This is a genomic window from Enterococcus sp. DIV1316a (genome assembly GCF_050536915.1).
Lineage (GTDB): Bacteria > Bacillota > Bacilli > Lactobacillales > Enterococcaceae > Enterococcus > Enterococcus faecalis.
Map to the genome: position 1 here is coordinate 604,067 of NZ_CP172913.1, position 22,346 is coordinate 626,412.

General features: G+C 38.7%; 24 protein-coding genes. 23 read left to right on the plus strand and 1 reads right to left on the minus strand.

From position 1 onward, the window contains the following. Positions 1-59: 59 nt before the first annotated feature. The 19 genes from IGL56_RS02950 (at position 60) to cshA (ending at position 18,796) form a co-directional block, all read left to right on the plus strand. On the plus strand, positions 60-1,025 hold the full coding sequence (locus IGL56_RS02950; RefSeq protein WP_002364750.1) for a Gfo/Idh/MocA family protein: 966 nt from the start codon (positions 60-62) through the stop codon (positions 1,023-1,025). Positions 1,026-1,394: 369 nt separating this feature from the next. After that, complete coding sequence (locus IGL56_RS02955; RefSeq protein WP_002388793.1) at positions 1,395-3,314, plus strand: BglG family transcription antiterminator; 1,920 nt, start codon at positions 1,395-1,397, stop codon at positions 3,312-3,314. Further along, entirely contained in the window at positions 3,280-3,603 is a 324-nt protein-coding gene (locus IGL56_RS02960) for a PRD domain-containing protein (protein ID WP_002386165.1), read from the plus strand. The genes IGL56_RS02955 and IGL56_RS02960 overlap by 35 nt, the downstream gene beginning before the upstream one ends. Before the next feature lie 14 nt (positions 3,604-3,617). Further along, on the plus strand, positions 3,618-3,974 hold the full coding sequence (locus tag IGL56_RS02965; protein ID WP_002355707.1) for a glycine-rich SFCGS family protein: 357 nt from the start codon (positions 3,618-3,620) through the stop codon (positions 3,972-3,974). A 30-nt stretch (positions 3,975-4,004) separates the two neighbouring features. Beyond that, complete coding sequence (locus tag IGL56_RS02970) at positions 4,005-4,361, plus strand: DUF4312 family protein (RefSeq protein ID WP_002355708.1); 357 nt, start codon at positions 4,005-4,007, stop codon at positions 4,359-4,361. Between the two features lie 15 nt (positions 4,362-4,376). Then, positions 4,377-5,156 (plus strand): DUF4311 domain-containing protein, encoded by a 780-nt coding sequence (locus IGL56_RS02975; RefSeq protein WP_065813794.1) that lies wholly within the window; start codon positions 4,377-4,379, stop codon positions 5,154-5,156. A 19-nt stretch (positions 5,157-5,175) separates the two neighbouring features. Beyond that, positions 5,176-5,871: a DUF4310 family protein gene (locus IGL56_RS02980; RefSeq protein ID WP_002355710.1), complete on the plus strand. Its 696-nt coding sequence runs from the start codon at positions 5,176-5,178 to the stop codon at positions 5,869-5,871. A gap of 130 nt (positions 5,872-6,001) precedes the next feature. After that, the gene (locus tag IGL56_RS02985; RefSeq protein WP_002358780.1) at positions 6,002-7,315 is read left to right on the plus strand and encodes a PTS sugar transporter subunit IIC; all 1,314 of its coding nucleotides are present in this window, start codon (positions 6,002-6,004) and stop codon (positions 7,313-7,315) included. A 25-nt stretch (positions 7,316-7,340) separates the two neighbouring features. Next, positions 7,341-7,640 (plus strand): hypothetical protein, encoded by a 300-nt coding sequence (locus IGL56_RS02990; protein ID WP_002363233.1) that lies wholly within the window; start codon positions 7,341-7,343, stop codon positions 7,638-7,640. 8 nt (positions 7,641-7,648) lie between these two features. After that, positions 7,649-8,737: a DUF871 domain-containing protein gene (locus IGL56_RS02995; RefSeq protein ID WP_002355714.1), complete on the plus strand. Its 1,089-nt coding sequence runs from the start codon at positions 7,649-7,651 to the stop codon at positions 8,735-8,737. Positions 8,738-8,745: 8 nt separating this feature from the next. Beyond that, the gene (locus IGL56_RS03000) at positions 8,746-9,855 is read left to right on the plus strand and encodes an amidohydrolase/deacetylase family metallohydrolase (protein ID WP_002381282.1); all 1,110 of its coding nucleotides are present in this window, start codon (positions 8,746-8,748) and stop codon (positions 9,853-9,855) included. Then, positions 9,845-10,951 carry a DgaE family pyridoxal phosphate-dependent ammonia lyase gene (locus IGL56_RS03005; RefSeq protein WP_010776266.1) on the plus strand — a complete coding sequence of 369 codons (1,107 nt, stop codon included), beginning with the start codon at positions 9,845-9,847 and terminating at the stop codon, positions 10,949-10,951. The genes IGL56_RS03000 and IGL56_RS03005 overlap by 11 nt, the downstream gene beginning before the upstream one ends. 3 nt (positions 10,952-10,954) lie before the next feature. After that, the gene (dagF, locus tag IGL56_RS03010; RefSeq protein WP_002361094.1) at positions 10,955-11,698 is read left to right on the plus strand and encodes a 2-dehydro-3-deoxy-phosphogluconate aldolase; all 744 of its coding nucleotides are present in this window, start codon (positions 10,955-10,957) and stop codon (positions 11,696-11,698) included. Positions 11,699-11,707: 9 nt separating this feature from the next. Further along, positions 11,708-12,718, plus strand: a complete 1,011-nt coding sequence (locus IGL56_RS03015; RefSeq protein WP_010815929.1) for a sugar kinase — start codon at positions 11,708-11,710, stop codon at positions 12,716-12,718. 93 nt (positions 12,719-12,811) lie between these two features. Then, positions 12,812-13,840, plus strand: a complete 1,029-nt coding sequence (locus IGL56_RS03020) for a hypothetical protein (protein WP_002355719.1) — start codon at positions 12,812-12,814, stop codon at positions 13,838-13,840. After that, on the plus strand, positions 13,837-14,283 hold the full coding sequence (locus IGL56_RS03025; RefSeq protein WP_002361319.1) for a YaiI/YqxD family protein: 447 nt from the start codon (positions 13,837-13,839) through the stop codon (positions 14,281-14,283). Before IGL56_RS03020 ends, IGL56_RS03025 begins: the two co-directional genes overlap by 4 nt. Before the next feature lie 140 nt (positions 14,284-14,423). Beyond that, the gene (locus IGL56_RS03030) at positions 14,424-15,494 is read left to right on the plus strand and encodes a D-alanine--D-alanine ligase (protein ID WP_002355721.1); all 1,071 of its coding nucleotides are present in this window, start codon (positions 14,424-14,426) and stop codon (positions 15,492-15,494) included. A 78-nt stretch (positions 15,495-15,572) separates the two neighbouring features. Further along, complete coding sequence (locus IGL56_RS03035; protein ID WP_065813796.1) at positions 15,573-16,946, plus strand: UDP-N-acetylmuramoyl-tripeptide--D-alanyl-D-alanine ligase; 1,374 nt, start codon at positions 15,573-15,575, stop codon at positions 16,944-16,946. A gap of 302 nt (positions 16,947-17,248) precedes the next feature. Next, the gene (gene cshA / locus IGL56_RS03040; protein ID WP_002355724.1) at positions 17,249-18,796 is read left to right on the plus strand and encodes a degradosome RNA helicase CshA; all 1,548 of its coding nucleotides are present in this window, start codon (positions 17,249-17,251) and stop codon (positions 18,794-18,796) included. Between the two features lie 60 nt (positions 18,797-18,856). Here the strand turns inward: cshA and IGL56_RS03045 are convergent, their stop codons facing one another. Further along, complete coding sequence (locus IGL56_RS03045) at positions 18,857-19,123, minus strand: hypothetical protein (RefSeq protein ID WP_002364744.1); 267 nt, start codon at positions 19,121-19,123, stop codon at positions 18,857-18,859. A gap of 303 nt (positions 19,124-19,426) precedes the next feature. Between IGL56_RS03045 and acpS the strand changes: the two genes are divergently transcribed. From acpS to IGL56_RS03065, 4 genes are all read left to right on the plus strand, one after another. Then, positions 19,427-19,780, plus strand: coding sequence for a holo-ACP synthase (acpS, locus tag IGL56_RS03050; protein ID WP_002355727.1), 354 nt, complete (start codon positions 19,427-19,429; stop codon positions 19,778-19,780). A 29-nt stretch (positions 19,781-19,809) separates the two neighbouring features. Further along, complete coding sequence (alr, locus tag IGL56_RS03055; RefSeq protein WP_002355728.1) at positions 19,810-20,925, plus strand: alanine racemase; 1,116 nt, start codon at positions 19,810-19,812, stop codon at positions 20,923-20,925. 15 nt (positions 20,926-20,940) lie between these two features. Then, positions 20,941-21,318, plus strand: coding sequence for a type II toxin-antitoxin system PemK/MazF family toxin (locus IGL56_RS03060; protein ID WP_002355729.1), 378 nt, complete (start codon positions 20,941-20,943; stop codon positions 21,316-21,318). 318 nt (positions 21,319-21,636) lie between these two features. Continuing rightward, entirely contained in the window at positions 21,637-22,332 is a 696-nt protein-coding gene (locus IGL56_RS03065; protein WP_002364743.1) for a hypothetical protein, read from the plus strand. Positions 22,333-22,346: the final 14 nt, after the last annotated feature.

Sequence of the window (22,346 nt, forward strand, 5' to 3'; positions counted from 1 at the left end):
TTGTTGAAATGGTTTCCAAATATTCGTTTTTCTCGTATAGTGAAAGAGGAGGCGATCACATGGATAAAATTCGTTATGGAATTATGAGTACTGCCCAAATTGTCCCAAGATTTGTAGCAGGGCTTCGAGAAAGCGCGCAAGCTGAAGTGCGCGGGATTGCATCAAGGCGTTTAGAGAATGCTCAAAAAATGGCTAAAGAATTAGCGATTCCGGTGGCTTATGGCAGTTATGAAGAGTTATGTAAGGATGAAACAATTGATATTATTTATATTCCCACCTACAATCAAGGACATTACTCAGCAGCTAAGCTTGCGTTATCACAAGGAAAACCCGTCCTACTGGAAAAACCATTTACATTAAATACTGCTGAAGCAGAAGAACTCTTCGCAATCGCACAGGAGCAAGGGGTTTTTCTAATGGAAGCTCAGAAGTCTGTCTTTTTACCAATTACCCAAAAAGTAAAGGCGACAATTCAAGAAGGGAGATTGGGAGAGATTTTATGGGTTCAGTCAGTTACTGCCTATCCCAATGTGGACCATATTCCCTGGTTTTACTCGAGAGAAGCGGGTGGTGGAGCGCTTCATGGCTCAGGAAGTTATCCATTACAATACTTACAATACGTATTAGGGAAAGAGATTCAAACTGTTACGGGAACCGCAACGTATCAGCAAGGGGCGACGGATAGTCAATGTAATTTAGCTTTGAAATTTGCTGAAGGGACGCTGGGCAATATTTTTATTAATGTTGGTTTAAAGATACCTAGTGAAATGACCATTTGTGGTACAAAAGGGCAAATCGTTATTCCTAATTTCTGGAAAACAGATTGTGCTTATTATACAGATGCTCAAGGCAACACTGTCAAATGGTCTGAACAATTCACTAGTGAATTTACCTATGAAATCAATCATGTGAATCAATGTTTACAAGACAAAAAGTTAACTAGCCCCGTAATGACGAAGGAATTAACGATAGCAACCGTTAAAATTGTTGAAAGTTTTTATCAAGAATGGTTTGATAACGAATAATTACCATCACTTGCTATCCAAACTATTCTGTGTTAAAGTGTGTTTTATGCGACGAGTTGACTCAATCAGATAGCTTCGGCTATTCCGTTTTGACGGCTAGTGATTGTCAAACACAACGACACCCGATAGTACGGCTATCAGTTACCGGATTTGTAACGTGTCGGACAGAATACTTTTGTGGAGAAGGTTTCTGTCTATTTATGCAAATAAATAGTGTGGTATCCCTTAACAGTAGTAACTGTTAAGGGATTTTTTTGTATGAAAAGAGAAGTGTTGCACTTTTATAAGTGCAACTTTTTTGTGTTGTGGAACAGATAAAATAACGCTATAGTTTTAAGTGTAAAGGGAAAAGAAAAGAGGTGACAAGGCATGACCGTGTTGTTGTCCAAAAGAGCGATAAATATTTTATTGATGCTTTTGGATTTGGAAGGGAGTATTACCACGCAAGAATTAGCTGAGAACTTTACTGTCAGCGTTCGAACAATTAAGTATGATTTAGAAGATATTCGTGCTTGGTTTGAACAGCACGATGAGACACTTTATTCAAAACGAAATAAGGGAATCTGGCTAGATTTACCTGACTCTAAACGCTTACTGTTAAAAAATGAAATTATCGATGTCGATCGATTTGAAACCTATCCTGATCAAAAAAGACGAGTCAATGTATTGATTTTTCAGTTATTGTCAGTCAAAGGGTACTTAACGGCACAGCAGCTAGCAGATGAATTATTAGTGAGTCGAAACACAATTGTCAGTGATTTGGAACAGGTCGAACGGTTGCTGCAAGCATATGATTTAACCTTAATTCGCCAAGCACGGCAAGGGTTTACAATTAGTGGTGAAGAAAGCAATGTACGCTTACTGATGGAATTTATCACTCAAAAAGAACTTACAGAATACGATATTTACCAAATTATGAACTATGTGACAAAGACAAAAGGGGCTGAAAAAATCCCTAAAATTAAATTTGGGTCAGGGACATTGTTTCAAGGTTGTTATCGTAGTGCATTGAAAAAAATGCGAAATTTAATTAATCCACTCGATCAAAATCAATTTGATTATGCCGAAATATTATCTATTACGTTGAGAGTGGCAATTGCCGCAGCACGTATGCAGATGGCACATACAATTGGGACTTACCGAGTGTTATCGCAAAAAACACGCTTTGAACAACGGAACGAAGTACCACTTTTACTTTTACAAGAGGTGTTTGAACGTTATGACTTGCCTTTATTAGCGGATGAATATTTTTATATTTATAGTGATTTATTCGGAACCCATCAACGGCAAGATATGGTTCAATTAACAAAGCAAGTGATTGAAAGCGTTTCAAAAGAGCTGAATTATCCTTTTGTAAATGATCGCCAATTATTTACGAACTTGTTTGCACACCTGTCCTTACGTTTTACAAAGAAACATTTATTTATTAATGAATACAATCCGTTTTCTGAAGAAATCAAAGGAAAACACCCAGCGTTATTTTTAGCTATTCAAAGTGCCTGTAAACAATTAATTCAACGTTCTGTTTTGTTAGTCAACGATTCTTTCTGCGCATATATTGCGTTGCATTTTTTGGCAGCTCAGGAACGACAACAGCAGGAAGCTAAAGTTGTTAGGATTGTGTATGTTTGCTCGACGGGCTTAGGTGTGACCAGTTTAATTGAACAAAAAATTTTAGAGGAAGTACCAAACGTTGAACTCGCAGGATTTGCTTCTGTTTTAAATGCAACTGAAGTGATTCAAGCAGAAAAGCCCGATTTGGTATTGAGTATTTTCCCAATTGAAGAAATGACATACCCATTTATTAAAGTTAGTCCATTGTTGACGGACACAGACTTAAGTTTGATTCGGGAAGAGGTCGATAAAATTTTATTAGGGAAACGTCAAGGAAAAGGTACCGCTCGCTCCACGAAATCTGATGTAATTGAAAAAAATGAACGGATACAAAGCCAAGATTTATTAGTAAAAGCGTATATTATTTATGAAGAGTTAAAACGAATGTTTCAAACAAAGTTACTGAGCGAATATCAAGAAGCCTTTTTACTTCACGTTTTATTAATGACACATCGGATTACGTTTAATAAACAATACGAAGAGATTCCTTGTAATAGAGAAGTATCTCATGAACGGCAAGAAGAAATTCGGCAAATTGAATGTTTATTTGCTAAAAATGAGTTACCTGTCAATCATGCTGAAATTTCAGCATTACTTAATTATTTAGAACAACCAAAGGAGGAAGAGGATGGAACTAGCAATGGAAGCACAGGAGATCATTCGACAAAGTGCTGAACCAGAAAAGCTACAATCGATTATCAAACAAACCAGTGCGCGATTAGCAGAAGCACAAATTGAACCAACGGAATTACAGTGGACGATTTTGATTAACCATCTCAATGAGATGCTGAATCGTTCAAGAGAAGGAACGACATTAGCTGGTGTTGATCGGACGTTATTTACGGAACTAACACCAGAAACGTTGAAAATTGCACAAGAAACAACAGAAGCAATTGGTCAGTTATCAGAAGATGAATGGTATGTTTTAGCTGTTCATTTTGAAGTTGCTAAACAAAACAATTAATAGGAGGAAAAGTTATGATTACAGTAGTTATCGCAGATCGTTTAGGAAAAGGACAAAATGTTGCAAAAGGAGTGGAGCAAGCCGGTGGTCGCGCGGTTGTTGTTCCAGGAATGGGCGCTGATATGCGTTTAGGAGATGTGATGCAACAAGAAAAGGCAGATTTAGGCATTTCTTTCTGTGGCAGTGGTGGTGCAGGGGCGTTAACGGCTGCTACTAAATACGGGTATCCCGAAAGACATGGCATGCGATCAATCGAAGAAGGGGTAACAGCAATTAACGATGGGAAAACTGTTCTTGGATTTGGTTTTATGGATCAGGAAGAACTTGGTAAACGAGTAACTGAAGCGTTTATTAAGAAACACGGAGCATAGAAAGTAGTAACTTAGAAAGGAGCGGTAATTATGGATGCCACAAAACGGTCAACACAAACCGTGATTGTTTCTGGAAAAGGTAATAAGAAGAATGAAGCTTTTGCAAGTGCATTGAATGATGTTTCAAAAAAAGTATTAAAAGAAACAACAGAGGTCCTCATCCGGATTGAACCGAAAGAAGTAACTATTCGTCAGGCAAAAGAACAAGTTTATACAGAAAAATTTCTGTTCTTCTTCTTTCCTAGAAAGAGAGTGATTTATCATGTCGAACTAGCTGTAGAAGTGGAAATCCAAGCCATTGCAGTCGAAGAAGTTGATTTTTTAACGGAAACAATTAAAGAACCGAACGCAGTAGTAGTTCCGTTTCTTTCAAAAAGAGGCGTATAAAGGGAGGAAGAAGGAATGGAATTTGTAATCATTTTGCTGAAGTCATTGCTTATTGGTGGTTTACTAGGTTTTGCAGCTGGCGCAGGCGCTGCTCGGATGTTTCATGCACCACAAACGCAAGGGTTAGGGGCATTTAGAACATTAGGAGAAATGAACGCGGCACAAGGAGATCCAGCATCACACTTTTCTTTTGGTTTAGGTTTTTTCTTTAATGCTTGGGCTTCGGCCGTGGGAGCAGGGGCCTTTACACAAGATGTGACCCACCGGATTGTGCCTAACTGGGCTGCAGCAATTTTATTGGTAAAGGATAAAGATGTCACTAAAACGATGCATAATCCCAAAAAAATGGGGATTGTCGGGGCCTTTGTAGGAATGGCGACTGTGGCTTTCTTAAATAGTACAGCTGCAGCAATTCCAGAATCGCTACAAGTAACAGCAGTTGCGGTGTTGGTACCTGCAGCAACGATTTTAATCAATACTGTGATGCCCGTTTTATTCTGGCTAGCGGCTTTAGATGCAGGAAAACGGACGGGTTTCTGGGGAACGTTATTTGGCGGATTATCTCAATTAGTCATGGGCAATGCTGTCCCAGGAGTTGTATTAGGGATCTTAATCGGTAAAGGTGTCGATGATTTAGGGTGGATCCGAATGACACGTGGCATGCTTGGTGCCATTATCTTATTATTTATTTTAAGTGGCTTCTTCCGAGGGTTCGACTTAGAAATGATCGAAAGTTTCCGCTTGTCTATTCCTCAATGGTTAAATAATTTACACAATGTCTTCACCGTTAAATAGAAAAAAGGAGGTCTCATAGATGGAACAGCAAGAAAAAAATGAATGGGCACAACAAGAACAAGAAATTCAAGAAGGTTTAAAAGGCAAAAGTTTTTGGTATGCTGATTGGGGCTTTCCGATTTTAGTCGGGATTATGTCAGCGGCAATTTTTGCAGGAACACATATGTATGTAGTTTATGGTGTGGGCGCCTTTAATGAAGTTTCAATTGTTGCGATGCTAAAAGCTGGTTTAGATGGTGGTTCTTATGGCGCTGCCGCAGCATTTGGTGCAAGTTTCCTGTTTGCACGAATTTTAGAAGGTTCTTTAGTCGGGATTTTAGATTTAGGTGGCTCAATTTTAACGGGGATTGGAATTGGCGTACCTGCGATTTTCCTCAGCATGGGAATTAAAGCGCCTGTAGAAAACTTTGGCTTAGCCCTTTTAACGGGTGCGATACTAGGGTTAGCAGTTGGCGGCGTAATTGTGTTGATTCGGAAATTTACTATCAATCAAGGAAATTCCACTTTTGGTGCGGATGTGATGATGGGTGCTGGTAATGCCTCAGGACGTTTCTTAGGCCCGTTAATTATTTTGAGTGCGGCGGGTGCTTCGATTCCTATTGGGATTGGTGCCACATTAGGAGCTTTAGGTTTTTACATTTGGAAAAAACCAATTGCTGGGGGCGCAATTTTAGGCGCAATGATTTTTGGTGCAATATTCCCGGTTTCTTTATAATAAGAAAAAGCCTTTTGTTTTGCACTTTCTCTGTCATGAATAAGAATAAGCGTTTACATTATAATGTTACTATGTTATTATAAATGCGAAATAATTATTATTTTTATTAGTTGAACGGAGGAATTAACAAATGAATGGTTTTGTACAGTGGATGGAAGTTAAGTTAATGCCGATTGCGAATAAATTTGGTTCGCAACGCCATATGACAGCGATTAGAAAAGGATTAATTGCAACGATGCCTTTAACAATTGTGGGCTCATTCTTTACAATTTTTCAAAATATTCCAATTGAGGCATACACAAAATTGATTGAACCTTATCAAGCAATTTTAGATATTCCTTCCCGCTATACGATGGGGTTACTTGCACTTTATGCAACATTTGGGATTGCTTCATCATTGGCCAAAAGTTATAAGCTTGACTCTTTGACGTGTGGAATTTTAGCATTAATGGCCTTTTTAGTAACAGCGGCACCACCAACACGTGTCTTTGAAGATGTTGACAACGTCATTACAGCAGGGCGCTATATTAATTTAGCAAATTTAGGTTCAGCTTCTTTATTTGGTGCGATTGTAACAGCGCTGTTATCTGTTGAAATTTATCGCTTCTTTATTGAAAAAGATATTATGATTAAGATGCCAGATGGCGTACCGCCTGAAGTGTCAAATTCATTTATTGCGTTAATTCCAGGAGCAGTTATTCTTTTATTATTCTGGGTTATTCGCCACGTAATTGGTTTTGATTTGAATGGTTTCTTGAGTACGTTATTAATGCCACTTAAAGGTATCCTTGCTGGTAACAGTTTATTTGGCGGCTTACTAACAGTCTTCTTAATCTGTTTCTTCTGGGTTTTAGGGATTCATGGTCCAGCGATTATGGGCCCAGTTATTCGTCCTTTCTGGGATATGTCGATTGCAGAAAACCTTGAAGCTTTTACCAATGGCGCAAACGTTCATCAGTTACCTAATATTTTTACAGAACAGTTTTTACAATGGTTTATCTGGATTGGTGGCGCTGGAACTACGCTTTCTTTAGTTGTTTTAATGATGTTTTCTAAATCAACGTATCTGAAAAGTCTTGGCCGTTTATCGTTCTTACCAGGCTTGTTTAATATTAATGAACCAGTTATTTTCGGAACGCCGATCGTAATGAATCCTATTTTAGGTATTCCGTTTATCGTGGCACCGTTAATTACCACAACGTTATCTTATTTCTTAACAGTCGCTAATATAATTCCGATGATGGCTGCACGCTTAGCGTTTGCAATTCCAGCACCAATTGCTGCTTGGATGAGTACCAATTGGAGTTTCTCGGCCGCAGTATTAGTGATTGTTAACTTCTTAATTACAATGGCTATCTACTATCCATTTTTCAAAGTTTATGAAAAACAACAATTGGATAAAGAAGCAGAAGAATTAGCAGCTGAACAAGCAGCAAAAAATTAAAAAATGTTAGGGCGGGTGTTCTGATATGAATATCCTGCCCCTTCTAAGTCAGAGAAGAAAGTCAGGAGCGTATAAGATGATTATTTGGTTCATTTTCTTTTTTATCGTTAGTCAAATTATTATAGAAAAAGGGCAGTTGCCTACTGTTGTTTATCAATTTGGTTTGGTAAAGACGTTGGTTTTTACGGCAGTTTGTATTACTCTTTCCATGATAATTGGCGGATTTCTAAATCAACCAGTATTGCTCGTTGGCTCTACAACAATCCTGTGTAGCTCGGTGATTGCTTGGAAATTTCGAAATAAATTTGAAAATAGCGGAGTGTGAGAACGAAGATGAAAAGAGCATTAGGTGTATCAGTTTATCCAGATCATAGTGATATCAATCAAGATAAAGCGTATTTAAAAAAAGCCAGCGAATGTGGGTTTACTCGAATTTTTATGAGTATGTTAGAAGTGACCGATGGCAAAGAAGCGGTTCAGAAAAAATTTAAAGAATTAATTAGTTATGCGAAAAATTTAGGATTTGAAACAATTTTAGATGTCGTTCCAAGTATCTTTGATGAATTGGAAATTTCATATGATGATTTGACTTTTTTCAGCGAATTAGGAGCTGATGGGATTCGATTGGATACAGGTTTTGATGGAAATAAAGAAGCCATGTTGACGTTTAATCCATTCGGCGTGGCTATTGAGCTGAATATGAGTAATGATGTTGCTTATCTTGATAACATTTTGACGTATGAAGCGAATCGACCTTTCTTATATGGTTGTCATAACTTTTATCCACAAGCGGGAACTGCATTGCCGTATGATTTCTTTGAAAAATGTAGCATCCGCTTTAAAAAGGAAGGTATTCGGACAGCTGCTTTTATTTCATCACAGGTAGGTGAAATTGGTCCTTGGGATGTGAATGATGGGCTACCTACTTTAGAAATGCATAGACAGTTACCAGTCACTGTTCAAGCTAAACATTTATTTGCAACAAATTTAATTGATGATGTTGTTATTGGAAATGCTTATGCTTCCAACGAAGAATTAGAAGCATTGGGTCAGTTGAATCGTTATCAAACAGAATTGACCATTGTTTTTGAAGAAGCGACTTCTGAAATTGAAAAAGAAATCGTAACAAAAAATCAACATTTTCGCCGTGGAGATATCACTCAGCAGATGATTCGTTCCACAGAAGTGCGTAAAAAATATAAAAATGAAGCTAATCCCCCACATGATAATCAAGCAATGCTACAACCTGGAGATGTTGTTGTGGGAAATGATGCATTTGGAAAATACAAAAATGAATTACAAGTCGTTTTAGAACCACATCAAGACTCACGCAAAAATCGAGTAGGGCGTATTATAGAAGAAGAACTTGTATTATTAGAATTCATTAAGCCTTGGACAAAATTTAGATTTATAGAAAAGTAGGGAAGAATATGGACTACGATTTACTTATAAAAAATGGACAGACAGTAGATGGTATGCCTGTTGAAATTGCAATTAAAGAGAAAAAAATAGCTGCTGTTGCAGCAACTATTTCAGGTTCTGCAAAAGAAACTATCCACTTAGAACCAGGTACTTATGTATCCGCAGGCTGGATAGATGATCACGTTCATTGTTTTGAAAAAATGGCTCTTTATTATGATTATCCAGATGAAATTGGGGTCAAAAAGGGTGTTACGACAGTGATCGATGCTGGGACAACAGGTGCTGAAAACATTCATGAATTTTATGACTTAGCGCAACAAGCAAAAACAAATGTTTTTGGATTAGTCAATATTTCTAAATGGGGCATCGTTGCTCAGGACGAACTCGCAGATTTAAGTAAAGTACAAGCGAGTTTAGTCAAAAAAGCGATTCAAGAATTACCAGATTTTGTTGTAGGGATTAAAGCCCGTATGAGTAGGACCGTTATTGGCGATAACGGCATTACGCCTTTAGAATTGGCCAAACAGATTCAGCAAGAAAACCAAGAAATTCCCTTAATGGTTCACATTGGATCAGCACCGCCTCATTTAGATGAAATTTTAGCCTTGATGGAAAAAGGGGATGTCCTAACCCATTGTTTTAATGGGAAAGAAAATGGCATCTTAGACCAAGCAACGGATAAAATAAAAGATTTCGCTTGGCAAGCGTACAACAAAGGAGTCGTATTTGATATCGGGCATGGTACGGATAGTTTCAATTTTCACGTAGCTGAAACAGCGTTGCGCGAGGGAATGAAAGCTGCATCAATTAGCACAGATATCTACATCCGTAACCGAGAAAATGGTCCTGTTTATGATTTAGCCACAACGATGGAAAAACTCCGTGTGGTCGGCTATGATTGGCCAGAAATTATTGAAAAGGTAACCAAGGCTCCTGCTGAGAATTTCCATTTAACGCAAAAAGGCACGTTGGAAATAGGTAAAGATGCTGATTTAACGATTTTCACGATTCAAGCAGAAGAAAAAACATTGACTGATTCTAATGGATTGACACGAGTAGCCAAAGAGCAAATTCGCCCAATCAAAACAATTATTGGAGGACAAATCTATGACAATTAGTTACGAAAAATTCCACTTAAAAGAAGTCATTAATGCTTCTGGCAAAATGACCATTCTAGGTGTCTCCAAAGTTTCGGAGGCAGTCCTAGCAGCTCAACGATTCGGCGGCGAACATTTCTTTGAAATGAGTGAACTTAGTGTGCAAACAGGGGCCTTTTTAGCCAACTTGTTGAAGGTAGAAGATGCCCAAATCGTTTCCTCGGCTTCGGCGGGGATTGCTCAATCGGTGGCTGCCTTGATTGGAAAAGGCAGCTTGTACCACGCATATCATCCCTATACAGAAAAGATCGAACAACGGGAGATTGTTTTACCGAAAGGGCACAACGTGGACTACGGCACGCCTGTAGAAGTCATGGTAGCGCAAGGCGGCGGCCAAGTGGTGGAAGCTGGCTACGCCAACATGTGCAGTCCAGAACACGTGGAAATGATGATTTCCGAAAAAACAGCGGCCATTCTATACATCAAAAGCCATCATACCGTGCAAAAAAGTATGCTGACGGTAGCCGAAGCGGCCAAAGTGGCGCAACGCCACCAGGTGCCGCTAATTGTTGACGCGGCAGCAGAAGAAGATCTTTTCAAATACACCGAAGCAGGCGCTGATTTGGTGATTTACAGCGGCGCCAAAGCCATTGAAGGGCCAAGTGCCGGTTTAGTGGTCGGGAAAAAAGAATACATTGACTGGGTGCGCCTACAAGGCAAAGGCATTGGTCGAGCAATGAAAATTGGCAAAGACAATATCTTGGGCTTTACGCAAGCAGTGGAAGAATACTTGGCACATGGCAGTGAATCAGGGGCTTCGATGCAAGAGCGCTTAAAACCGTTTGTTGAAGCCATCAACAACCTGTCAGATTTAACCGCTAAAATCGTCCAGGATGGCGCCGGACGAGACATTTATCGCGCCAGTGTCAAAGTGGACGGCAGAAAAACCGCTAAGGAAGTCATCCAAGCGTTAAAAGCAGAAAGTCCAGCTATTTATACGCGAGAATATCAAGCCAACAATGGCATCATTGAATTTGACATTCGTTCTGTCAATCAAGAAGAAATGAACAAAATCGTGCAACGATTACAAGAAATTATGGACACAAAGGAGAAATAAGCCATGTCATTAAAACCTAATTATTTAGAAGAACGCATTTGTTTAAACGTCTTAGCCAATTCAGTAGAAAATGCCCAAGCCTGTTATGAAGCAGCAGAAGGGCATGTTGTGTTAGGCGTCCTTTCAAAAAACTATGAAACCGATGAAGCAGCCATTGACGATATGAAAAAATACCAAGCAGCAACCAACAACGCTTTATCTGTCGGCTTAGGGGCTGGCGATCCAAATCAAAGTCAAATGGTGGCTCGCTTATCAGAAGTTCTACAACCGCAACACGTGAACCAAGTCTTCACAGGTGTCGGCGCTTCGCGGGCCTTACTTCGTCAAGACGAAACAGTGATTAATGGCTTGGTTTCACCCACAGGCAAAGTTGGCTATGTCAACATTGCGACAGGTCCGTTAAGCTCGGGTGCGCCAGCGGCGGAAGTGCCTATCGAAACCGCCATCAAATTGTTGAAAGACATGGGGGGCAGTTCCATTAAATATTTCCCGATGAAAGGCTTGGCTCACAAAGAAGAATATCAAGCAGTAGCAGCAGCTTGTGCCAAGTATGACTTTTATTTAGAACCAACAGGGGGCATTGATTTAGAAAACTTTGAAGAAATTGTTCAAATTGCGGTGGATGCCGGCGTTAAAAAAATCATTCCTCATGTTTACAGCTCAATTATCGATCAAGAAACAGGGGACACTAGAACAGAAGACGTGAAAACGTTACTAACCATGATGAAAAACACATTGAATAAGTAGGTGGCAAAGATGAAAATTGCTGCGTTTGGTGAAGTCATGCTTCGTTTCACTCCGCCAGAGTATCTAATGTTAGAACAAACAGAGCAGTTAAGAATGAACTTTGTAGGGACTGGCGTAAATCTCTTAGCAAATTTGGCTCATTTTCAACTAGAAACAGCATTGATTACGAAATTACCTGCCAATCGTCTTGGTGAAGCTGGCAAAGCAGCGTTAAGGAAGTTAGGAATTTCAGATCAATGGGTAGGAGAAAAGGGCGATCATATTGGTAGTTTTTTTGCAGAAATGGGTTATGGAATCCGACCCACACAAGTAACTTATCAAAATCGCCATCAGAGTGCTTTTGGCATCAGCGAGGCGAAGGACTACGATTTTGAGGCCTTTTTAGCGGAAGTAGATATGGTGCATATTTGTGGTATTTCGTTAAGTTTAACTGAAAAAACTCGTGATGCTGCTTTGATACTTGCTCAAAAGGCGCATGCCTATCAAAAGAAAGTTTGTTTTGACTTTAATTATCGACCTAGTTTGAATACAGCAAATAGCGCACTCTTTATGCGTCAACAGTACGAACGCATTTTACCTTATTGTGATATTGTTTTTGGCAGTCGACGTGATTTGGTCGAGCTATTAGGTTTCATTCCGCGAGAAGATTTAGAAGGTGAGGCACAAGAAACTGAACTGATTCAGCGTTTCATGTCTCAATACAATTTGGAATGGTTTGCTGGGACAACGAGAAGTCATTCCAAAAATCAAAACTACTTAAGTGGGTATTTATATACCCAAAATGAGTACCAACAGAGTGAAAAAAGACCGCTTCTTAATCTTGATCGAATTGGCGCTGGCGATGCTTATGCGGCGGGGATTTTATATGGCTATAGCCAAAATTGGTCGTTAGAAAAGGCAGTTACCTTTGCCACAGTCAATGGGGTCCTTGCACATACGATTCAAGGAGATATTCCTTTGACAACGGTCAAACAAGTGAATCACGTTCTTGAACATCCGAATCTTGATTTAATTCGTTAAAGAAGAAAACCAGAAGAAAAGTCGTGTGTGGCTTTTCTTCTGGTCTTTTTTTCATTATAATTAAAAGAAACAGATTGCAAAGGAGGCAGTAGGATGAGTGTTGCACATCTTTTAACAGTTTTAGAAAATGATGAATTTATTGAACGGATTCAAAAACGACCAGAAGCGTTCATTGGAACGACTGGCTTAGTCGGCTTAGAGAATTTACTTGTTCAGACAATTAACGGTTTATTAGAGTTTTTCATTGAAAAGAATCAAGGGAAAATTGCTATACAGTTATCACGTCAACAAATCTCTTTTCAGGTATCTTCCACACGACCGCTTGTTTTTGAACAAAAGCAAGTCGATTTAGAACCACCTTTTCTGTATTTATCTGTTTTACAAGCCTTCTCAAAACAAGTAGGAATCAGTATCGATCAAGAAAAACAGCGGACTATTTTTATTTATCATCAAGGGCAATTGAAAAAACGATTATTATTACCTATTGAAGAAACCCAGGAACGAATTGAAGTCTTGTTTTGGCCAGATACGCAAATTTTTGGTACAGAATCACTTTCTTATATGCGTGTTTTACAACAATGTCAACAGATTGCCATGTTGAATCCAGGCTTAAAGATTCTCTTAACACAAGAAGAGGAACAAAAAAATCTTTGTTATTACCCTAAAGGTTTAAGTAATTATTTATTTGAAAAAGATAACCCATTAACTAGAAAAGCTGCACCGATTATTCAAGCCAAGCAAACAGAATTGGCCCTTGTTCAATTTATTTTGAGTAAAAATCATGCACCGCAAGTGCAAAAAACATTTGTTAATGGGCATTATCCCAGTCTTGGTGGAACCCACTATGAGGGTTTTCTTGATGGCGTAGTGGCCGCCTTTAATCAATTTTTAGAGGAACAACATTACTCATTATCTGTGACAGCAGATAGTTTTTTAGCAGAATTTGATTTTGTTTTAGCCATTACGATACCAAAGCCCCGCTACACTGATGCAACGAAAACCATTTTAAGAAATACAGAGTTATATGAAGTGGTTAAAGAAGTCGTTTTTGACGAATTACAACACTACTTTCAACGTCATCCCAAATGGTTAGAGCAAGGAAGAAGCGAGGGAAATGAATGAAAATTTTTGTCGATGGCGATGGTTCACCTGTGAAAGAGACGGTTATTGAAGTCGCTGTAGAGAAAGCTTTGGATGTGGTGATTGTTACTAGTGTAGATCATTATTCCTTAAAAGATTATCCAGAAAATGTCTCTTTTGTGTATGTTGATAAAGGAGCGGATGCTGCTGATTTTAAAATTGTGCAGTTAATAAAAAAAGGGGATCTTTTAATTACACAAGATTATGGCTTAGCTTCCTTGGTCTTGCCAAAGGGAGTGTCAGTTTTACATCAACTGGGTTATCAATATACGAAAGAAAATATTGATGGATTGTTAGAACAACGCTATTTTAGTGGCCAAATTCGGCGAAAAGGTGGCCGAACGAAAGGACCTAAACCTTTTACAGACCAAGATAGAATAACGTTTAAACAAGCCCTTATTGAGCTGGTGGAACGGAGTCTTTAGCAAGGAAAAGGCAAGCAAAGAATTTTGCCTTCACTAAATTTGCTTCTATTATGAAACTGGGTTTTATGCTAAAATAAGTAAGGATAATTTGAAAAATAATTTTTTCTAAAAGACAGGAAAGAAACTAGGAGGACAAGCATTTGAAGATTATTTTGTTGTATGGCGGCAGAAGTGAAGAGCACGATGTGTCTGTTTTGTCTGCATATTCCGTTTTAAATGCAATCTATTATAAATATTATCAAGTACAGTTAGTCTTTATTAGTAAAGACGGTCAATGGGTAAAAGGCCCTCTTTTATCTGAACGACCACAAAATAAAGAAGTTTTACATTTAACTTGGGCACAAACACCTGAAGAAACAGGCGAATTTTCAGGAAAACGAATCAGTCCTTCGGAAATTTATGAAGAAGAAGCGATTGTTTTCCCTGTTTTACATGGGCCAAATGGTGAAGATGGAACAATTCAAGGATTCATGGAAACCATTAATATGCCTTATGTGGGCGCAGGTGTCTTAGCTAGTGCTAACGCAATGGACAAAATCATGACGAAATATCTTTTACAAACTGTTGGCATTCCACAAGTACCATTCGTGCCAGTTTTAAGAAGTGATTGGAAAGGAAATCCAAAAGAAGTCTTTGAGAAATGTGAAGGTTCTTTAATTTATCCGGTCTTTGTTAAACCTGCCAATATGGGTTCTAGTGTCGGAATTAGCAAAGCGGAAAATCGTGAAGAATTGCAAGAAGCATTGGAAGAAGCTTTCCGTTATGATGCCCGAGCAATTGTTGAACAAGGGATTGAAGCACGTGAAATTGAAGTAGCCATTTTAGGAAATGAAGATGTCCGTACGACTTTACCTGGTGAAGTGGTGAAAGATGTCGCTTTCTATGATTATGATGCAAAATACATCAATAACACGATTGAAATGCAAATCCCAGCGCATGTTCCAGAAGAAGTAGCTCATCAAGCGCAAGAATACGCTAAAAAAGCGTATATTATGTTAGATGGAAGTGGCTTAAGTCGCTGTGATTTCTTCTTAACAAGCAAAAACGAATTATTCCTGAATGAATTGAACACCATGCCTGGTTTTACTGACTTTAGTATGTATCCTTTACTATGGGAAAATATGGGCTTGAAATACAGTGATTTAATTGAGGAACTGATTCAGTTAGCTTTGAATCGTTTTAAACAACGCCAAGAATTTTATAATAACTAAGAAGAAAAAATCACACAAGACTGGGACATGACAAGACTTTGGCATGTCCCAGTCCCTGTGTCAGAGGAGCAAAACATAATGAAATTAACCTTCTGGGAAGTAGCACAAGCGGTTGAAGCCAGTAATGATTGGCAACAATGGCCTGATTTTCCTTTAACAGGCATTGAATTTGATAGTCGTAAAATTGTGAAAGGAAATCTCTTTGTTCCTTTACAAGGTGAAAATGATGGTCATCGTTTTATTGAGAGTGCCATGGCTAATGGCTGTCAGGCCGCTTTTTGGGGACAGGATTTAGTCGATGCGCCGCAACAATTGCCTGTTTTGCATGTTACTGATCCACTGGTTGCTATGCAAAAATTAGCTACCTATTATTTAAATAAAATGCAACCGAATGTCATCGCTGTGACTGGCAGTAATGGAAAAACCACCACTAAAGATTTAATTGCTGCTGTGTTATCTGAAAAGTTTGTGACTTACAAAACGCAAGGCAATTACAATAATCAAATTGGCTTACCCTATACTATTTTACACATGCCTGATGAAACAGAAAAACTGATTTTAGAAATGGGCATGGATCATGCTCAGGAAATTTCTTTCCTTTCCAATCTGGCTCAGCCAGAAGTTGCTGCCATCACAATGATTGGCGAAGCCCATGTGGAAAATTTAGGCTCACGAGCAGGCATTGCACAAGCAAAAATGGAAATCGTAGATGGTTTAGCCAAAGACGGTAGTTTATTTGTGCCAAGCGATGAACCTTTGCTAGAACCATTGGTGGAAAAAGTCACGCAACAAGTGATTACTTTTGGTTTTAGCCAGGAAAGTCAACTTCAAGGAATCGTCACAAATGAAGCCAAAGAGCAAACCTCATTCAAAATCAGTGATACACAAATGACGTTTACGATTCCAGTGCCAGGAACCTATAATGTCACCAATGCATTAATCGCAATTGGTATTGGTCGGTATTTCCAATTAACGGATAGTGAGATTCAAAAAGGATTGGCTACAGCGGAACTAACAAAGAATCGGACAGAATGGCTGAAAGCAGCGAATGGTGCCGAAATTTTAAGTGATGTGTACAATGCCAATCCGACAGCTATGGGTCTTGTTCTGGACAGTTTTAGCAAAATGTCCAAAGTAGGAAAACGAATTGCTGTTTTAGGAGACATGCTGGAATTAGGTCCTGATTCTGCTGCCATGCATCAAGCAATGGCGCAGCATTTAGCCCCAGATGCGATTGAAGAAGTCTTTTTATATGGTTCTGAAATGGCTTATTTAGCTGATAGATTGCAAGAAACCTATGCACCAGCTAACATTCATTCTTTTAAAAAAGAAGAAAAAAATGAGTTGATTGAAGCTGTCAAAAAAGTCTTACAGCCAGAAGACATGGTGGTTTTAAAGGGAAGTAACGGGATGGGACTTCGTGAAGTCATCGATGCACTTTTGGAAAAGTAAATAAGTTTCATAAAACTTGCTGAAAATGGGATTCTATGATAGAATGACCTATTGCCGGAAGATGACGAGAAAAATTGAATCGTAGTAAATAAAATAGATCTATTTCTATGTTTAATAATAAATGTGAAGCTGAACGACCACGTTTGGCTTTTCTAATGCCATAAGGTGAATTTTTCGGTGAAATCAGGAAAGAAGAAATAGTTGGCACACTATAATGGATTTCTTTTTAACAACTGAAAGTGAAGACACCTGAAACTAGGAAGAAATCGTTCTTTCCGAAACAAAATCTAGGAGGATATCATTTGAAATTTAAAGAACTTGGTTTAGCGCCAGAATTATTATCAGCGGTAGAACGCGCAGGCTTCGAGGAAGCAACCCCTATTCAATCAGAAACAATTCCGTTAGCGTTAGCAGGAAAAGACGTAATCGGACAAGCACAAACAGGAACAGGGAAAACCGCTGCTTTTGGCTTACCAATGCTTAACAAAATTGACGCAGACAATCGCGTTATTCAAGGATTAGTCATTGCACCAACCCGTGAGTTGGCTATCCAAACACAAGAAGAGTTATTCCGTTTAGGCCGCGATAAAAAGATTCGCGTCCAAGCCGTTTACGGTGGGGCTGATATCGGTCGCCAAATCCGTGGACTAAAAGATCGTCCACATATCGTTGTAGGTACACCAGGACGTTTACTAGACCATATTAATCGTCGTACCTTGAAATTAGAAACTGTTGAAACATTAGTTTTAGACGAAGCAGATGAAATGTTAAACATGGGCTTCTTGGAAGACATTGAAAAAATCATCTCACAAGTGCCAGAACAACGTCAAACACTTCTATTTTCAGCAACTATGCCGCCAGCAATCAAGAATATTGGCGTGAAATTCATGAAACAACCAGAACATGTGAAGATTAAAGCCAAAGAAATGACGGCTGATTTAATTGATCAATATTATGTACGTTCAAAAGACTTTGAAAAATTTGACATTATGACACGTTTACTAGACGTGCAAACCCCAGAATTGACCATTGTCTTTGGTCGGACAAAACGCCGTGTTGATGAACTTGCCCGCGGGTTAGAAGCGCGTGGTTACAAAGCAGAAGGCATCCATGGCGACCTATCACAACAAAAACGGATGAGCGTTTTACGTTCATTCAAAAATGGTAACTTAGATATCTTAGTGGCAACAGATGTAGCAGCACGTGGGTTAGATATTTCAGGTGTCACCCATGTCTATAACTACGATATTCCACAAGATCCAGAAAGTTATGTTCACCGTATTGGTCGGACAGGTCGTGCTGGTAAAGGCGGTATGTCTGTGACGTTTGTAACACCAAACGAAATGGGTTACTTACATGTCATCGAAAACCTAACGAAAAAACGGATGACACCATTACGTCCACCAACCGAAAAAGAAGCATTTAAAGGACAATTAAGTGCAGCTGTTGAAACCATCGAAAGTGATCTAGAAGAAAATGGTTTAGACAAATATCTAGAATCTGCTGAAGCGTTATTAGAAAAATATTCAGCGACAGACTTAGCTGCGTTATTATTAAAAACAGTAGCGAAAGATCCAGCAGATGCGGTTCCTGTAAAAATTACCCCAGAACGACCATTGCCTTCAAATAAAAAAGGCTTTAACAAAAATGGCCGTGGTGGTGGCGGTGGGAACAACCGTAATCGCAACCGTGGTGGCAATGGTAAAGGTGGCAGCTATCGTGGCAACAAAAACCATAAAGATGGCGACCGTAATTACAAAAATAGCGACCGCAAAAATAAAGATCAACGTGGCGGCAAACGTCATAACGATAAAAAACGTGGTTTCGTCATTCGCGAAAACGCCAAATAATCAAAAGAGCGAGTGTTCCGTCTATGAACGGAACACTCGCTCTTTTTTGGTAGATAATCGTTAAATAGAAAAACTTAAAAAAAGTAAAAAAGGCATCAAAATGATATAGAAAAAGAAAAACGCCAAAATTATCCAAGTTTTCAACGGGGAAGTTACATTGAAGAGTTTCATTTTTTGTTGTAGCAAATGAATGGTTATAATCCAAACCAGTTGCAAGAGAAAAAATAGGCTGGGATTTTTAAATAAGATTGGAAATATGTAGAGCAACAAAGTAAAAATAAATAGGGCGCAACGAAGTAACTTTTTTTGCCGAGAAGTTAAAGTCATACGTTTTTCTCCTTTTTCTTTTTATTCTCCCATAAGTAGCCAAAATTTTCTATAAAATATCAGAACATCCACTTAGTTTTCTGATTTTTTTCCGATGCTTCTTAGTTGTTATCTTACTTTTATAAAAATTCAGAAAAATTTTATAAAAATGTAAATAGGAAGAAAACGTATGGTACTTCAATTTGTGTGAGATCTTGTAAAACATTCTTTATTTTTTTAGCGAATCAGTGGAAAAATTTTGAAATTTTGTTAAAATGAAAGGTAATTCGGAGTAACTATATTAAATAGGAAGTAAGGCGGAAAATGATAAAGGGAATTGGTATTGACGCAGTAGAATTAAGTCGGATAAAACCGATTGTTGAAAAACAAGGATCATTTATTCAACGGGTTTTAACACCTAACGAATTGACCCTTTTTGAAAAGTTATCTACAAAACGTCAAATAGAATTTTTAGCTGGTCGTTTTGCTTGTAAAGAAGCGTTCTCTAAAGCATGGGGCACAGGGATTGGTAAAGTTGGTTTACAAGATATTGAGGTGCTGACTGAAAAAACAGGTGCACCATACGTAGCAAACTCGCCCCATAATGGTAAAGTGTTTGTCTCGATTACGCACACAGATACTATGGCGATTGCACAAATTGTTTTAGAAAGCGAATAATAGAAGCAACGAAGAAAGAAGGATGTACAATGGTCGTTGGATGGCATCGTCCTACACGGTTACATATCGATACGCAAGCAATTACTGAAAATGTCCAAAAGGAATGTCAACGTTTGCCAGAAGGAACCGCTTTATTTGCAGTTGTAAAAGCGAACGGCTATGGGCATGGCGCCGTAGAATCCGCCAAAGCGGCGAAAAAAGGTGGCGCGACAGGTTTTTGTGTCGCGTTATTGGATGAAGCAATTGAATTGAGAGAAGCAGGTGTTCAGGACCCCATTTTAATTTTGAGTGTGGTAGACTTAGCTTATGTGCCTTTGTTGATTCAATATGATTTGTCTGTAACGGTAGCTACACAAGAATGGTTAGAAGCTGCTCTTCAACAACTAACGCCTGAGAGTAACACGCCATTACGTGTTCACTTAAAAGTCGATACTGGCATGGGACGGATTGGTTTTTTAACCCCGGAAGAGACCAAGCAAGCAGTGCGGTTTGTTCAATCCCACAAAGAATTTTTATGGGAAGGGATTTTTACTCATTTTTCAACAGCTGATGAAATCGATACAAGCTATTTTGAAAAACAAGCAGGGCGTTTTAAGGCTGTTCTAGCAGTTTTAGAAGAGTTACCTCGGTATGTCCATGTTAGCAATAGTGCGACAGCGTTATGGCATCCTGATGTGCCAGGAAACATGATTCGCTATGGGGTAGCCATGTATGGATTGAACCCTTCAGGTAATAAGCTGGCCCCAAGCTATGCGTTAAAGCCGGCCTTACGGTTGACCAGTGAACTTATCCATGTAAAACGCTTAGCGGCTGGTGAAGGGATTGGCTATGGCGAAACCTACGTAACTGAAGCTGAAGAATGGATTGGGACAGTGCCAATCGGCTATGCAGATGGCTGGTTGCGTCATCTCCAAGGATTTACAGTGCTCGTGAATGGTAAGCGTTGCGAAATCGTCGGACGAGTGTGTATGGATCAATGTATGATTCGTTTAGCAGAAGAAGTTCCTGTCGGCTCAGTCGTTACATTAGTTGGAAAAGATGGCAATGAAGAAAATACGTTACAAATGGTAGCCGAAAAATTAGAAACCATTCATTATGAAGTTGCATGTACTTTCTCACAAAGAATCCCCAGAGAATATAACTAGATAGGAGGTTCCACTATGGTCAAACGCGGAGATATTTATTTTGCAGACCTTTCCCCAGTAGTGGGCTCGGAACAAGGTGGCGTCAGACCTGTCCTTGTTGTCCAAAATAACTTAGGTAATCATTTTAGCCCAACGATTATCGTTGCGGCGATTACAGCCAAAATGGCAAAGCCAAAATTGCCAACACATATCGGGATTAATTCTGATGAAACAGGCATTGAAAAAGATTCAGTGATTCTTTTAGAGCAGATTCGAACAATCGATAAGGGTCGCTTGAAAGAAAAAGTTTGTCATTTGAGACTTGATATTATGGAAGAAGTTGATCGTGCCTTAGGCATCAGTGTTGGACTTAGTAGCGATTCAGCCCCAGCAAAAGCAAATTCAGCTACATAAAGAACGATAGCTACTATGAAATCAACAAAGACTAATTGGATTTTTTTAAAAGCGACTGATCTAGTTCGGTTCGCTAAACATAGTTTGAGTAAAAGCGAGAGAGATGGCCAAGTGGCATCTCTCTTTTTTTGTTTTATATTTTAAAAATTAAAATATAAATATAAAATATAAAATTTTATCATTGTATTTTAAATAAAGTTGTTGGCAAGGCTCAAACGGAATGTTACAATCAATACTATATAGAGTTTTTAAAGAGCGTAACAGGTGATTTTACAAGTTTTGATTGTCGAGCGATGACATAAAGGAGATTATATTTGTATGATGATTGTTGTACTTTTAATGAGTAGTTGCTTATTTTTATTTGTAAGCTATCAATTGTATTTGCGATTACTTGTCGAAAAACTGGATTCAGAGGACCGGACATTAAAGAGGAAAATAAATTTCTATAAGTATCAGAAAAATAGTCGTTTAATGATTTATTTATTGTTTAGTGTTTGTCTACTTAGCGTATTATTGTTAGGAATTGTTTATACATATTATCAATTAAATCAACGAAATATCCGCATGGAACAACGGATCGAGCGTTTGGCACAAGGCCAAGCTACTCAAGGTGACAAAATAAAAAAACAAGCGATTAAAAAAACAGCCTTAAATCAGTTTCCCTGGAAGCAAGCTGTTTCGGCAGAATCGGCCGCTGTCTTGACTAATTATGAATTACAATTAGCGCGTGAATGGCGTCCTTACTTCGGAGAGACGAGTATCACAATAATTAGAAGTGAAAAAACACAAACCTTGACACTGTCTGTTTTTTCAGTTGGCTTAAGTTACCATGAATTTCAAACAGGCCAAGACAATATTGTAGCACTTATTGCAGCGTTGAATTCAGTTAAAGAAATTACCATGATTGATTTTAATTTTACTTATCGAGATCAAGAGCAAACCCTTGTCAAATCCATTGATACGTATGCTCGTGAGACGTTGGAAACAAATTTGGAGCCTGTCGTGATTAGTTAAAAGGACGAGAGAAA

Coding starts and splice junctions, on each gene's coding strand:
- IGL56_RS02950 (WP_002364750.1), top strand. CDS start 60: ATGGATAAAATTCGTTATGGAATTATGAGTACTGCCCAAATTGTCCCA.
- IGL56_RS02955 (WP_002388793.1), top strand. CDS start 1,395: ATGACCGTGTTGTTGTCCAAAAGAGCGATAAATATTTTATTGATGCTT.
- IGL56_RS02960 (WP_002386165.1), top strand. CDS start 3,280: ATGGAAGCACAGGAGATCATTCGACAAAGTGCTGAACCAGAAAAGCTA.
- IGL56_RS02965 (WP_002355707.1), top strand. CDS start 3,618: ATGATTACAGTAGTTATCGCAGATCGTTTAGGAAAAGGACAAAATGTT.
- IGL56_RS02970 (WP_002355708.1), top strand. CDS start 4,005: ATGGATGCCACAAAACGGTCAACACAAACCGTGATTGTTTCTGGAAAA.
- IGL56_RS02975 (WP_065813794.1), top strand. CDS start 4,377: ATGGAATTTGTAATCATTTTGCTGAAGTCATTGCTTATTGGTGGTTTA.
- IGL56_RS02980 (WP_002355710.1), top strand. CDS start 5,176: ATGGAACAGCAAGAAAAAAATGAATGGGCACAACAAGAACAAGAAATT.
- IGL56_RS02985 (WP_002358780.1), top strand. CDS start 6,002: ATGAATGGTTTTGTACAGTGGATGGAAGTTAAGTTAATGCCGATTGCG.
- IGL56_RS02990 (WP_002363233.1), top strand. CDS start 7,341: ATGAATATCCTGCCCCTTCTAAGTCAGAGAAGAAAGTCAGGAGCGTAT.
- IGL56_RS02995 (WP_002355714.1), top strand. CDS start 7,649: ATGAAAAGAGCATTAGGTGTATCAGTTTATCCAGATCATAGTGATATC.
- IGL56_RS03000 (WP_002381282.1), top strand. CDS start 8,746: ATGGACTACGATTTACTTATAAAAAATGGACAGACAGTAGATGGTATG.
- IGL56_RS03005 (WP_010776266.1), top strand. CDS start 9,845: ATGACAATTAGTTACGAAAAATTCCACTTAAAAGAAGTCATTAATGCT.
- dagF (WP_002361094.1), top strand. CDS start 10,955: ATGTCATTAAAACCTAATTATTTAGAAGAACGCATTTGTTTAAACGTC.
- IGL56_RS03015 (WP_010815929.1), top strand. CDS start 11,708: ATGAAAATTGCTGCGTTTGGTGAAGTCATGCTTCGTTTCACTCCGCCA.
- IGL56_RS03020 (WP_002355719.1), top strand. CDS start 12,812: ATGAGTGTTGCACATCTTTTAACAGTTTTAGAAAATGATGAATTTATT.
- IGL56_RS03025 (WP_002361319.1), top strand. CDS start 13,837: ATGAAAATTTTTGTCGATGGCGATGGTTCACCTGTGAAAGAGACGGTT.
- IGL56_RS03035 (WP_065813796.1), top strand. CDS start 15,573: ATGAAATTAACCTTCTGGGAAGTAGCACAAGCGGTTGAAGCCAGTAAT.
- IGL56_RS03045 (WP_002364744.1), bottom strand. CDS start 19,123: ATGACTTTAACTTCTCGGCAAAAAAAGTTACTTCGTTGCGCCCTATTT.
- acpS (WP_002355727.1), top strand. CDS start 19,427: ATGATAAAGGGAATTGGTATTGACGCAGTAGAATTAAGTCGGATAAAA.
- alr (WP_002355728.1), top strand. CDS start 19,810: ATGGTCGTTGGATGGCATCGTCCTACACGGTTACATATCGATACGCAA.
- IGL56_RS03060 (WP_002355729.1), top strand. CDS start 20,941: ATGGTCAAACGCGGAGATATTTATTTTGCAGACCTTTCCCCAGTAGTG.
- IGL56_RS03065 (WP_002364743.1), top strand. CDS start 21,637: ATGATGATTGTTGTACTTTTAATGAGTAGTTGCTTATTTTTATTTGTA.